General features: G+C 69.7%; 10 protein-coding genes. 9 read left to right on the forward strand and 1 reads right to left on the reverse strand.

Annotation, left to right across the window (positions count from 1 at the left end; genetic code table 11):
- Window positions 1-56: 56 nt before the first annotated feature.
- From SMIR_RS23345 to SMIR_RS23355, 3 genes are all read left to right on the forward strand, one after another.
- Complete coding sequence (locus SMIR_RS23345) at window positions 57-2,483, forward strand: HelD family protein (RefSeq protein ID WP_212727323.1); 2,427 nt, start codon at window positions 57-59, stop codon at window positions 2,481-2,483.
- Between the two features lie 413 nt (window positions 2,484-2,896).
- Window positions 2,897-4,318, forward strand: a complete 1,422-nt coding sequence (locus SMIR_RS23350; protein ID WP_168492088.1) for an NAD-dependent malic enzyme — start codon at window positions 2,897-2,899, stop codon at window positions 4,316-4,318.
- Window positions 4,319-4,842: 524 nt separating this feature from the next.
- Window positions 4,843-5,124, forward strand: a complete 282-nt coding sequence (locus SMIR_RS23355) for an HU family DNA-binding protein (protein ID WP_007382399.1) — start codon at window positions 4,843-4,845, stop codon at window positions 5,122-5,124.
- A 125-nt stretch (window positions 5,125-5,249) separates the two neighbouring features.
- Here the strand turns inward: SMIR_RS23355 and murA are convergent, their stop codons facing one another.
- Window positions 5,250-6,596 (reverse strand): UDP-N-acetylglucosamine 1-carboxyvinyltransferase, encoded by a 1,347-nt coding sequence (gene murA / locus SMIR_RS23360; protein WP_101404898.1) that lies wholly within the window; start codon window positions 6,594-6,596, stop codon window positions 5,250-5,252.
- Between the two features lie 280 nt (window positions 6,597-6,876).
- Here murA and SMIR_RS23365 point away from each other — a divergent pair, with 280 nt between their 5' ends.
- The 6 genes from SMIR_RS23365 to SMIR_RS23390 all read left to right on the forward strand — a co-directional run bounded on the left by SMIR_RS23365 (window position 6,877) and on the right by SMIR_RS23390 (window position 12,830).
- Window positions 6,877-7,452 (forward strand): YqgE/AlgH family protein, encoded by a 576-nt coding sequence (locus SMIR_RS23365; protein WP_054229660.1) that lies wholly within the window; start codon window positions 6,877-6,879, stop codon window positions 7,450-7,452.
- 30 nt (window positions 7,453-7,482) lie between these two features.
- Window positions 7,483-7,779, forward strand: a complete 297-nt coding sequence (locus SMIR_RS23370) for a DUF3039 domain-containing protein (RefSeq protein WP_075029065.1) — start codon at window positions 7,483-7,485, stop codon at window positions 7,777-7,779.
- A 277-nt stretch (window positions 7,780-8,056) separates the two neighbouring features.
- Complete coding sequence (locus tag SMIR_RS23375) at window positions 8,057-9,352, forward strand: extracellular solute-binding protein (RefSeq protein ID WP_212728394.1); 1,296 nt, start codon at window positions 8,057-8,059, stop codon at window positions 9,350-9,352.
- 4 nt (window positions 9,353-9,356) lie between these two features.
- Complete coding sequence (locus SMIR_RS23380; protein ID WP_212727324.1) at window positions 9,357-10,301, forward strand: carbohydrate ABC transporter permease; 945 nt, start codon at window positions 9,357-9,359, stop codon at window positions 10,299-10,301.
- Window positions 10,302-10,303: 2 nt separating this feature from the next.
- On the forward strand, window positions 10,304-11,152 hold the full coding sequence (locus tag SMIR_RS23385) for a carbohydrate ABC transporter permease (RefSeq protein WP_422664521.1): 849 nt from the start codon (window positions 10,304-10,306) through the stop codon (window positions 11,150-11,152).
- Between the two features lies 1 nt (window position 11,153).
- Entirely contained in the window at window positions 11,154-12,830 is a 1,677-nt protein-coding gene (locus SMIR_RS23390) for a beta-N-acetylhexosaminidase (protein ID WP_282190312.1), read from the forward strand.
- The last annotated feature ends 67 nt before the right edge of the window (window positions 12,831-12,897 follow it).

The following is a 12,897-nucleotide window of genomic DNA, read 5'->3' on the forward strand; positions in this document are numbered from 1 at the left end:
ACGGGGCCCCCTTCGCGTACGGTTGACGGCTGCCCAGCACGTCAGAAGGGGGCCCGGTGGCCGCTCAGGCTCAGCAGGAAACCGCGCTCGACCAGATCCACGATTCCGCACAGGACGATTCCGTACGGGATCGTGAGATCAGCGTCGAGCAGCAACATCTGGACCGGGTGTACCGGCGCCTCGAGGAGAAGATCCACGAGGCGGAGTTCCTGATGAACGACGCCGCCCAGCGCGGCCAGGTCGGTACACCGGGGGCGCTCGCGGAGCGCGACGCCCAGGTGTTCCGCGCGGGGATTCATCTGAATCGCCTGAACAACGAGTTCGAGGACTTCCTCTTCGGCCGGATCGACCTGCTGCTCGGGAAGGACGGACAGAAGGGCCCGGACGGCGCCTACACGGCCGTCGAACCGGCCGAGGGTGTCGTACAGGTGGACGAGACCGGTCAGTACGCCTCCATCGCCGAGACGCTCCACATCGGCCGCATCGGGGTGCTGGACGCGGACTACGCGCCGCTGGTCATCGACTGGCGGGCGCCCGCCGCGGCCCCCTTCTACCGCTCGACACCGGTCGACCCGGGCCGCGTCGTACGCCGCCGGGTCATCCGCTCCAAGGGCCGCAAGGTCCTCGGCGTCGAGGACGACCTGATGCGCCCCGAGCTCAAGGCCACCCTCGACGGCCGGGAACTCCCGGTGATCGGCGACGGCGCCCTGATGGCCGCGCTCGGCCAGGCCCGCAGCCACACCATGCGCGACATCGTGGCGTCCATCCAGGCCGAACAGGACCTGGTGATCCGCGCCCCCGCCGCGTCGGTGACCTACGTGGAGGGCGGCCCCGGCACCGGCAAGACGGCCGTGGCCCTGCACCGGGCGGCCTACCTCCTCTACCAGGACCGCCGTCGGTACGCGGGCGGCATCCTGATCGTCTCCCCGACCCCGCTCCTGGTCGCCTACACCGAGGGCGTGCTGCCCTCCCTCGGTGAGGAGGGCCAGGTCGCCATCCGCGCCATCGGCTCCCTCGTCGACGGCGCGGAGGCCACCCTGTACGACTCCCCGGCCGTCGCCCGCGCCAAGGGCTCGTACAGGATGCTCAAGGTGCTGCGGAAGGCCGCCCGGGGCGCGCTGGAGACACCCGGCACCGGCGCGGGCCGGTCCACCGCCGACCGGGACCGGTCGGAGCAGCTCGCCTTCGGGGAGGAGGCCACCCCGGCCCCCGCGGGCACCCCCACCCGTCTGCGTGTCGTCGCCTTCGGGCGGCGCCTGGAGCTGGAGGCCGCCGAGCTCGACCGCATCAAGCACAACGCGCTGAGCGGGACCGCGCCGGTGAACCTGCTGCGCCCGCGCGCCCGCAAACTGCTGCTGGACGCGCTGTGGGCGAAGTCCGGGGCCGGTACGCGGCACACGGACCCGGAGCTGGCCGCCGAGCTGCGGTCGTCCTTCGACGAGGACGTCGCCTCCGAGGACAGCTTCATCGACTTCGTGAACGCGTGGTGGCCGGAACTGACCCCGCGGGGCGTCCTCGCCGCCATGGCCGACGAGCGGCGCCTCGGCCGCTGGGCGCGGCGGATCCTCAACCCCGGCGAGGTGCGCCGGGTCGCGCGCTCGCTCAAGCGGGACGGGCTGTCCGTCCACGACGTGGCGATGCTGGACGAGCTCCAGGCGATCCTGGGGATGCCCGTCCGGCCCCGCAGGCGCCGCGAGCTGGACCCGCTGGACCAGCTCACCGGTCTCGAGGAGCTCATGCCCGAACGCGAGGAGTCGCAGCGCGAGCGGGCCGAGCGGCTGGCGCAGGAGCGCGTCGAGTACGCGCACGTCATCGTCGACGAGGCGCAGGACCTCACGCCCATGCAGTGGCGGATGGTGGGCAGACGCGGCCGGCAGGCCACCTGGACCGTCGTGGGCGACCCGGCGCAGTCCTCGTGGTCGGACCCGGACGAGGCCGCGGAGGCCCGTGACGAGGCCCTGGGAAGCCGCCCCCGGCGCCGCTTCACCCTCACCGTCAACTACCGCAACCCCGCCGAGATCGCCGAGCTGGCCGCCAAGGTCCTCGCCCTCGCCATGCCCGGCTCCGAGTCCCCCTCGGCCGTACGGTCCACCGGGGTCGAGCCGCGTTTCGTGGCGACGAACAACGCGGGCGCCGTCGTACGGGACTCGCTCGCGGGGACCGTGCGCGCCGAGGCCGCGCGCCTGCTGGACCGTGTGGACGGCACGGTGGGCGTCGTGGTGGCCATGAACCGGCGCGAGGAGGCCGCCCGCTGGCTGGCCGGGCTCGGCGAACGGGTGGTGGCACTCGGGAGCCTGGAGGCGAAGGGACTGGAGTACGACGCGACGGTGGTCGTCTCGCCGGCGGAGATCGCCGACGAGTCGCCCGCGGGGCTGCGGGTGCTGTACGTCGCCCTCACCCGGGCCACGCAGCAGCTGACGATCGTCTCCGGCGACCGCGACGAACCCGACGCGAGCGGGGTGCCGGATCTGCTCCGGGACTGACGCCCCCGGGGGCCGACGCCCCAAATGAACTCTCGGGGTGGGAATTGCCTTACGGGGATCGTTTGTTACCTTGGATGTGACACCGGCCCGATCCAAGCCCCCGGGCCCAACCTTCGTCGCTACGAGCGACCACTTGCCGCGAGGCGAGCATGGCGGGTCGGTGTCACTGAACGAGGAGAGGCTCACGTCACCTGACGTGAGCCTCTTTCGTTGTCCGGCTTTCGTCGGCCGACCGTTTCCCCTGGGGTCACGTATTCTCGTATGGTGAAAGTTGCCTTCCGAAATCGCGCGCCCTGTCTGCGAACAAAACGTTCGCAATCCGGGGCGGCTACCACGTACTGAGGGGTAGGTGCGACGATCGGACGGCGTACCCGCGACACAGCAGTACACGGTGAAAGCAGAGGAAGTCGGCCATGGCAACGGCGCCCAGCGTCTCCTACTCGATTACGGTCCGACTGGAGGTGCCCGCGAGCGGAACCGCGGTCTCCCAGATCACCACGGCCGTAGAGTCCCACGGAGGCTCGGTGACCGGCCTCGACGTGACCGCCTCAGGCCACGAGAAGCTCCGGATCGACGTCACCATCGCGGCGACCTCCACGGCCCACGCCGACGAGATCGTCCAGCAGCTGCGCGGCATCGAGGGCGTCACGCTCGGCAAGGTCTCCGACCGTACGTTCCTCATGCACCTCGGCGGCAAGATCGAGATGCAGTCCAAGCACCCGATCCGCAACCGTGACGACCTCTCCATGATCTACACCCCGGGTGTGGCCCGCGTGTGCATGGCGATCGCCGAGAACCCCGAGGACGCCCGCCGCCTCACCATCAAGCGCAACTCCGTTGCGGTCGTGACGGACGGCTCCGCCGTGCTGGGCCTCGGGAACATCGGCCCGATGGCCGCCCTCCCGGTCATGGAGGGCAAGGCGGCCCTCTTCAAGCGCTTCGCCGGCATCGACGCCTGGCCGATCTGCCTGGACACCCAGGACACCGACGCGATCGTCGAGATCGTCAAGGCCATCGCCCCCGGCTTCGCGGGCATCAACCTGGAGGACATCTCCGCGCCGCGCTGCTTCGAGATCGAGGCCCGGCTGCGCGAGGCCCTCGACATCCCCGTCTTCCACGACGACCAGCACGGCACCGCGATCGTCGTCCTCGCCGCCCTCACCAACGCCCTGCGCGTGGCGGGCAAGGCCATCAGTGACATCCGGGTCGTCATGTCCGGCGCGGGCGCGGCCGGTACGGCCATCCTGAAGCTGCTCATCGCCGCGGGCGTCAAGAACGCCGTCGTCGCCGACATCCACGGTGTCGTGCATGCGGACCGCGCGGACCTCGTCGACGCGGCCTCCGATTCGCCGCTGCGTTGGATCGCCGACAACACCAACCCCGAGGGCCTCACGGGCACGTTGAAGGAGGCCGTGCGCGGCGCCGACGTGTTCATCGGCGTCTCCGCCCCGAACGTGCTCGACGGCGACGACGTGGCCGCCATGGCCGAGGGCGCCATCGTGTTCGCGCTCGCGAACCCCGACCCCGAGGTCGACCCGGCAATCGCCCGCCAGACCGCGGCAGTTGTCGCCACCGGCCGCTCCGACTTCCCCAACCAGATCAACAACGTGCTGGTCTTCCCGGGCGTCTTCCGCGGCCTCCTGGACGCCCAGTCCCGCACCGTCAACACCGAGATGATGCTGGCCGCCGCGGCCGCGCTCGCGGACGTGGTGAGCGAGGACGAGCTGAACGCGAACTACATCATCCCCAGCGTCTTCAACGACAAGGTCGCGGGCGCGGTCGCCGGAGCGGTGCGCTCCGCGGCGAAGGCGGCGGGTGTGACCGCGGCGGAGTAGGGCACTCGGCGCTGGTGCGGGCGTCGCCGGGGGCTGCTGCCCCTGGACCCCTGCGCCGGCCCGGACGGCCTCGTCCTCGAACGCCGGACGGGCCGGGCGGCCCCCGCCGGTTGATCGCGGCCGGTGGTGGTTCGAGCGGTGTGACTTGCTGTGACGATCGCCACGACCGCGGCGCGTCGGCGCGTCGCGGGATGCGGGGTCCCTGGCGGCCCTCTAGGGTGGCGGCCAGGCTCAGGCCTCCCAGGCCCTGCGGTCCGCTGCCGGGAGCGGACGGAGCGTCACCATACTGAGGCAGTGGCGCTTTTCGTGTGACTCCCAAGGGTGTTCGTGTGACTCCCAGGGGTGCCGGATTGGCTTTCCCGCCGCAGGTGGGGGCAGGATGCGTCTTCGGGCGCGAGGGTCTGGCTACGGACCCGGGTCCGGGGACCGACCGAGGGCCCTGGCAGCATCGGCTTCGCCGCATCCAACATGCGGCTCCGCCGCGTGGCACGCCTCAACGGCAAGAAGAACACGGGAGTAACAACATGAACCGCAGTGAGCTGGTGGCCGCGCTGGCCGACCGCGCCGAGGTGACCCGCAAGGACGCCGACGCCGTTCTGGCCGCGTTCGCCGAGACCGTCGGCGAGATCGTCGCCAAGGGCGACGAGAAGGTCACCATCCCCGGCTTCCTGACCTTCGAGCGCACCCACCGTGCCGCTCGCACCGCGCGCAACCCGCAGACCGGCGACCCGATCCAGATCCCGGCCGGCTACAGCGTGAAGGTCTCCGCGGGCAGCAAGCTCAAGGAAGCGGCCAAGGGCAAGTAAGCCGCGTCCGTGTGCCACGGGACGGCGCACGAACCGCAGTAACGCCAATGGGGCGGCCCCCTTGACCGGGGGGCCGCCCCATCGTCGTACGTACGCCTGGAGCTGTCGCCCGGGCGCTGGCCGTGTTATCCGAGCGCCTTGCCCGGCAGTTCCACCTTCGCGCCCAGCTCCACGAGCTTCTCCATGAAGTTCTCGTAGCCGCGGTTGATCAGGTCGATGCCGTGGACGCGGGACGTGCCCTGGGCCGCGAGCGCGGCGATCAGGTACGAGAAGCCGCCGCGGAGGTCGGGGATGACCAGGTCGGCGCCCTGGAGCTTGGTCGGGCCCGAAACGACGGCCGAGTGCAGGAAGTTGCGCTGGCCGAACCGGCAGACGGAGCCGCCGAGGCACTCGCGGTAGAGCTGGATGTGCGCGCCCATCTGGTTCAGCGCGGAGGTGAAGCCGAGGCGGGACTCGTACACCGTCTCGTGGATGATCGACAGCCCCGTGGCCTGCGTCAGGGCGACCACCAGCGGCTGCTGCCAGTCGGTCTGGAAACCGGGGTGGACGTCCGTCTCCAGGGCGATGGACTTGAGCTGCGAGCCCGGGTGCCAGAAGCGGATGCCCTCGTCGTCGATCTCGAACGCGCCGCCCACCTTGCGGTAGGTGTTCAGGAACGTCATCATCGAGCGCTGCTGGGCGCCGCGGACGTAGATGTTGCCCTCGGTCGCCAGCGCCGCGGAAGCCCAGGAGGCGGCCTCCAGGCGGTCCGGGAGGGCCGCGTGGGTGTAGCCGCCGAGCGAGTCCACACCGGTGATGCGGATCGTCCGGTCGGTGTCCATGGCGATGATCGCGCCCATCTTCTGCAGTACGCAGATGAGGTCCTCGATCTCGGGCTCCACGGCCGCGTTGGACAGCTCGGTGACGCCCTCCGCGAGTACCGCCGTCAGCAGCACCTGCTCGGTCGCGCCGACGGACGGGTACGGCAGCTGGATCTTCGTGCCGCGCAGCCGCTGCGGGGCCTCCAGGTACTGGCCGTCCTCCCGCTTCTCGATCTTCGCGCCGAACTGCCGCAGCACCTCGAAGTGGAAGTCGATCGGCCGGCCGCCGATGTCACAGCCGCCGAGACCCGGGATGAACGCGTGCCCCAGACGGTGCAGCAGCGGGCCGCAGAAGAGGATCGGGATGCGCGACGAGCCCGCGTGGGCATCGATGTCGGCGACGTTCGCGCTTTCCACGTGCGACGGGTCGAGGATCAGCTCGCCCGGCTCCTCACCCGGACGGACCGTCACGCCGTGCAGCTGCAGCAGCCCGCGCACGACGCGCACGTCGCGAATGTCGGGGACATTGCGCAGTCGGCTCGGAGCGCTGCCCAGCAGGGCGGCGACCATGGCCTTCGGTACGAGGTTCTTCGCACCGCGGACACGGATCTCGCCCTCGAGCGGGGTTCCGCCGTGGACAAGCAGTACATCGTCAGAGCCGTTGACGGTCATGTATCTCGCGTTCCGATGAGTTGGGCAGGAGTGTGCGTCGGCAGGCCGGTTGGGCGGGAGCCGAAGAGCAAGGGTAATCGCCGCCTACCCCCCTTAAGTAAGCCCAAGGACCACCCAGCAAGGTCATAGCTTTGCCACAACACGAACCGTTTCGAATCGGGCACACGGGGTCACCGGTGACCGTGTGCGCGGGGGGCGCTCCTCTGCGCCCTGAGCTGCATTCACTCGGGTACGGGTATTGGGTCCCCCTACGCGGGGAAGATGCGGGATCATGTCTGGCATGACCGAGGTGTCCTCGCTCACAGGGCGGCTGCTCGTGGCCACGCCCGCCCTGGCGGACCCGAACTTCGACCGCGCGGTGGTGCTGCTCCTCGACCACGACGAGGAGGGCTCGCTCGGTGTCGTCCTCAACCGGCCGACCCCGGTGGACGTCAGCGACATCCTGGAGGCCTGGGCCGACCTGGCCGGGGAACCCGGCGTCGTCTTCCAGGGCGGCCCGGTGTCGCTGGACTCGGCGCTGGGCGTCGCGGTGATCCCGGGCGGCGTCGCCTCCGGGGAGCGCGCGCCACTCGGCTGGCGGCGGGTGCACGGCGCGATCGGCCTCGTCGACCTGGAGGCCCCACCGGAACTCCTCGCCTCGGCCCTCGGCTCCCTGAGAATCTTCGCCGGATACGCGGGCTGGGGCCCCGGTCAACTGGAGGACGAACTGACCGAGGGCGCCTGGTACGTGGTGGAATCCGAACCGGGAGACGTCTCCTCCCCGTCCCCGGAACGCCTCTGGCGCGAGGTCCTGCGCCGCCAGCGCAACGAACTCGCGATGGTGGCGACGTATCCGGACGACCCTTCACTCAACTGATGTCCGTGACCTTCAGTACCCTTGGCCTTTATGAGCACTCTTGAGCCTGAGACCCAGCCCCAGCGAGGCACTGGGACGGGGACCCTCGTAGAGCCGACGCCGCAGGTGTCGCACGGCGACGGGGACCACGAGCGCTTCGCCCACTATGTCCAGAAGGACAAGATCATGGCGAGCGCCCTCGACGGCACGCCCGTCGTGGCCCTCTGCGGCAAGGTGTGGGTCCCGGGCCGCGACCCGAAGAAGTACCCCGTGTGTCCCATGTGCAAGGAGATCTACGAGTCCATGGGCGCCGGCGGCGACAAGGGCAAGGGCGGCCAGGACAAGTAACGGGCGCCGCCGAGGACCGGCGGCCCGACGATCACAAGGCCCTCGGGGCGCGTTCCGGCGCGCCCCGAGGGCCTTTGCGTCGTGTGCGCCGGCGGTCTTCGCGGCGGGGGCCGTTGCACATGGTGCGCCCCGTGGTCACAGAGTGGTTGAGACCTCTTGTGGACATGTTCATGTAGTCCATAGCCTCCGGTGTGTTGTGCAGAGCAAAACCGCCATTGCGTATGTTGCAACGCCCCCCATCGGAGGATGCTCGATGAAGCTCTCTGCGAAGCTGCCCGTGAAGCTCCCCGCCCGAACGGCCGTCGCCCTCGCCGCCCTTGTCGTCGCCACCGCCTGCGCCCCCCAGACCTCCGGCAACTCCTCCTCCGGAAAGGACGAGAAGACCGGCACGCTGCGGGTCTGGCTCTTCCAGGAGGTCAACAACGGGCCGAAGGAGAAGGTCGTCGACGCGGCCGTCAGCACCTTCAAGAAGGCCCACAAGGACACCAAGGTCACCATCGAGTACATCCCCGTGGAGACCCGCGCCCAGCGCATGAAGGCCGCCTTCAACGACCCGAAGAGCGCCCCTGACGTCATCGAGTACGGCAACACGGACACCGCCGGGTACGTCAAGGACGGCGGACTCGCCGACGTCACCAAGGAGTTCGCCGACTGGAGCGAGGCCAAGGACACCGACCCGACCGCCAAGCAGTCCGTGACGGTGGACGGGAAGATCTACGGCGCCCCGTTCTTCGTCGGCGTCCGCGCCCTTTACTACCGCACCGACATCCTCAAGGACCTCGGTCTCGAAGCCCCCAAGGCCCAGGCCGAGTTGGTCTCCACCGCCAGGAAGATACGCGCGGCCGAGCCCGGCCTCTACGGACTCGTGGTCGGCGGCGCGTACACGTACGGCGCGATGCCCTTCATCTGGTCCCAGGGCGGCGAGATCGCCCAGGGCAAGGGCGGCTCCTACGCCGCGACCATCGACAGCGCGGCCGCCCAGAAGGGCATCAAGGCCTACACCTCCCTGTTCGGCTCCGACAACTGTCCCGCCGCCAAGTGCGCGGGCATGACCGGCAACGACACCGTCACCGCGTTCTCCTCCGGCAAGGCGGGCATGGCCATCGGCGGCGACTTCAGCCACGCCGCGATCGAGGCCGGGAAGATCAAGGGCAAGTACGCGGTCGTGCCGCTGCCCGGTGTGAAGGCGGGCTCGGTGGCCCCGGCGTTCGCGGGCGGCAACAACATCGGCGTCCTGAAGAGCACCTCGCACCGCACCCTCGCCGTCGACCTGATGGAGCAACTGGCGAGCAAGAAGACCCAGAGCGAGCTCTTCGACGCCATGGGATTCCTGCCGACGTACACCGACGTGCGGGACGAGGTCGCGAAGAAGCAGCCGTTCGTCGCGCCCTTCGTGAAGACCCTCGCCTCGGGCGCCAAGTTCGTGCCCGCCTCGGCCGCCTGGTCCCAGATCGACGCCTCGCTCGTCCTGCCGACGATGTTCCAGGAGGTCATCAGCGGCAAGAAGGACGTGGCGGCGGCCTCGAAGGACGCGGCGAAGAAGATGAACGACGCGTTCAGCTCCGTGGGGTGAGCGGATGACCACGCAAGAGGCCGTCGCCGAACCGGTCACGGTCCCGAAGGCCGTGGCCGGCGGCCCCGGCCGCCGTCGCGCCCGCTGGACCCCCTGGCTCTACCTCGCCCCCGCCCTCGTCGTCCTCGGCGCCCTGCTCGTCTACCCCATCTACCAGCTCGGCCTGATCTCGCTCCTGAAGTACACCCAGGCACAGGTCAGCGGCGGTGAACCGACCGCCTTCGAAGGGTTCGGCAACTACACCACCCTCTTCGCCGACGACCAGTTCCGGCAGGTCCTGATCGCCACGCTGGTGTTCGCGGCGGCCTGCGTGCTCTCCACCCTGGCCGTCGGCTGCGCCCTCGCCGTGCTCCTCACCCGCGTACGGGCCCTGCCGAGGCTCGCGCTGATGCTGGCCGCGCTCGGCGCCTGGGCGACCCCGGCGGTCACCGGGTCCACGGTCTGGCTGTTCCTGTTCGACCCCGACTTCGGGCCCGTCAACCGGGTCCTCGGAATCGGCGACCACTCCTGGACGTACGGGCGCTACAGCGCCTTCGCGCTCGTCCTGCTCGAAGTGGTCTGGTGTTCCTTCCCGTTCGTGATGGTGACGGTCTACGCGGGGATCCGCGCCGTACCGTCCGAGGCGCTGGAGGCTGCCGCCCTGGACGGCGCCTCGCAGTGGCGGATCTGGCGCTCGGTGCTCGCACCGCTGCTCCGCCCGATCCTGGTGGTCGTCACCATCCAGTCGGTCATCTGGGACTTCAAGGTCTTCACGCAGATCTACGTGATGACGAACGGCGGCGGCATCGCCGGCCAGAACCTCGTGCTGAACGTGTACGCCTACCAGAAGGCCTTCGCCTCCTCGCAGTACGGCCTCGGCTCGGCGATCGGTGTGGTCATGCTGGTGATCCTGCTGGCGGTCACGCTGGTGTACCTGCGGCTGCTGCGCAGGCAGGGGGAGGAACTGTGAGCCTGATACCCGGCTTCGTACGGCGTCCCCGGCGTCCCTGGCGGCTCGCCGCCGAGGCGTCCGCGCTGCTGATCGCGGTGGTCGTCGCCTTCCCCCTCTACTGGATGGTGCTCGGCGCCTTCAAACCGGCCGGGGAGATCGAGTCCACCGAGCCCCGGCCGTGGACGCTTTCGCCCTCCCTGGATTCGTTCCGGCGCGTCTTCGGGCAGCAGGAATTCGGCCGCTACTTCGTCAACAGCCTTGTGGTGGCGGGGTCCGTGGTCGTCATCTCGGCGCTGATCGCGTTTCTCGCGGCGACAGCGGTCACCCGATTCCGCTTCCGTTTCCGGACCACCCTGTTGATCATGTTCCTGGTCGCGCAGATGGTGCCCGTCGAGGCGCTGACGATCCCCCTCTTCTTCCTGATGCGGGACTTCGGCCAGCTGAACACGCTGGGCTCGCTGATCCTGCCGCACATCGCCTTCTCGCTGCCGTTCGCGATCTGGATGCTGAGGGGTTTTGTGAAGGCGGTTCCCGAGGCGCTGGAGGAGGCCGCGTACATCGACGGGGCGAGCCGTACGCGATTCCTCTGGCAGATCCTTTTCCCGCTCGTCTTCCCGGGGCTGGTGGCCACGAGCGTCTTTTCCTTCATCTCGGCCTGGAACGACTTCCTGTTCGCCAAGTCCTTCATCATCAGCGACACCTCGCAGTCCACCTTGCCGATGGCCCTCCTCGTCTTCTACAAGCCCGACGAGCCGGACTGGGGCGGCGTGATGGCGGCATCCACGGTGATGACGATTCCGGTGCTCATCTTCTTCGTACTCGTACAGCGACGCCTGGTCTCAGGCCTCGGCGGAGCGGTAAAGGACTGACGTGAACGATGTGATTCCGGCGCCCCGCGCCGTCGAGGGCCCCATGCGCTGCGGGGTCGAACTCGACGCGGAGACCACCCTGTGGGCCGCGCCCGGCACGGACACCACGGAGCGCTGGCTGCGCGCCACGCTCGGCGCGGCGCTCGGCCTGCCGCTGCGACCAGGGCCGCAGGACGCCCGCAACGCCCTACGGCTGCTCCTCGACGACACCCTGGAGCCGGAGGCGTACAAACTCAGCGTCGTCGTCAACTGGGGCATCGAGATCCGGGGCGGCAGCGCGGCCGGGGTGTTCTGGGGCGCGCAGACGCTGCGTCAACTTCTCGGCCCCGATGCCTTCCGCCGTGCCCCCGTCCGGCCGGGGAGGACCTACGGAATCGCGCACCAGATCATCGAGGACGCACCCCGATTCCCCTGGCGCGGTCTCATGCTCGACGTCTCGCGGCACTTCATGCCCAAGGACGGCGTCCTGCGTCACCTCGACCTCATGGCCGCCCACAAACTCAACGTCTTCCACTTCCACCTCACCGACGACCAAGGCTGGCGTGTCCAGATCAAGCGGTACCCGAAGCTGACGGAGGTCGGATCCTGGCGGGCGCGCACGAAATTCGGCCATCGTGCCTCGCCCCTGTGGGAGGAGAAGCCGCACGGGGGCTTCTACACGCAGGACGACATCCGCGAGATCGTCGCGTACGCGGCCGAGCGGCATATCAGTGTCGTCCCCGAGATAGACATCCCGGGACACTCGCAGGCCGCCATCGCCGCGTATCCGGAACTGGGCAACACCGACGTCATCGACACGACCTCCCTGACCGTCTGGGACACCTGGGGCATCTCCAAAAACGTACTCGCCCCCACTGACAACACCCTGCGCTTCTACGAGGGGGTGTTCGAGGAACTCCTGGAGCTCTTCCCGGCGGACACCGGCCCGGTCACACCGTTCGCGCCGTTCTCGGGGTTCTCGGGGTTCTCGGGGTTTGTGCACATCGGCGGCGACGAGTGCGCCAAGGACCAGTGGAAGCAGTCGCCGACCGCCCAGGCGCGCATCAGGGAACTGGGGCTCGCGGACGAGGACGAGTTGCAGTCCTGGTTCATCCGGCACTTCGACAACTGGCTCTCCGCGCGTGGGCGTCGGCTGATCGGCTGGGACGAGATCCTGGAGGGCGGGCTCGCGGCCGGGGCCGCGGTGTCCTCGTGGCGCGGCTACCAGGGCGGCATCACGGCCGCCCGCGCCGGCCACGACGTGGTCATGTGCCCCGAGCAGCAGGTGTACTTGGACCACCGTCAGGCCGCGGGCCCGGACGAGCCGGTGCCGATCGGATATGTCCGCACCCTGGAGGACGTCTACCGCTTCGAACCCGTTCCGCCCGAGCTCACCGAGACGGAGGCACGGCATGTGCTGGGCACTCAGGCGAACGTGTGGACCGAGGTGATGGACGACCCCGCGCGCGTGGACTACCAGACCTTTCCCCGGCTCGCGGCCTTCGCCGAGGTCGCCTGGAGCGCCCTGCCCGCCCCCGCCGAGCGGGACTTCGCCGACTTCGAAGGGCGGATGGCCGCCCACTACGGGCGACTTGACGCCCTGGGAGTGGCCTATCGCCCGCCCGGGGGCCCTCTTCCGTGGCAGCGGCGCCCGGGTGTGCTCGGACGTCCGATCGAGGGGGCGCCCCCAAACGTGTGAGGTGACTCCCGACCGGCGTGTCCCGGCCCTCTCGCCCCGACACAGTGGCCCCACAAGGCAAAAGGCA

The organism is Streptomyces mirabilis, from assembly GCF_018310535.1.
Taxonomy (GTDB): domain Bacteria; phylum Actinomycetota; class Actinomycetes; order Streptomycetales; family Streptomycetaceae; genus Streptomyces.

Bases quoted from the DNA above. Each gene is read 5' to 3' on its own strand.
- SMIR_RS23355 (WP_007382399.1), top strand. From the start codon at position 4,843: ATGAACCGCAGTGAGCTGGTGGCCGCGCTGGCCGACCGCGCCGAGGTG.
- SMIR_RS23370 (WP_075029065.1), top strand. From the start codon at position 7,483: ATGAGCACTCTTGAGCCTGAGACCCAGCCCCAGCGAGGCACTGGGACG.
- SMIR_RS23365 (WP_054229660.1), top strand. From the start codon at position 6,877: ATGACCGAGGTGTCCTCGCTCACAGGGCGGCTGCTCGTGGCCACGCCC.
- SMIR_RS23380 (WP_212727324.1), top strand. From the start codon at position 9,357: ATGACCACGCAAGAGGCCGTCGCCGAACCGGTCACGGTCCCGAAGGCC.
- murA (WP_101404898.1), bottom strand. From the start codon at position 6,596: ATGACCGTCAACGGCTCTGACGATGTACTGCTTGTCCACGGCGGAACC.
- SMIR_RS23350 (WP_168492088.1), top strand. From the start codon at position 2,897: ATGGCAACGGCGCCCAGCGTCTCCTACTCGATTACGGTCCGACTGGAG.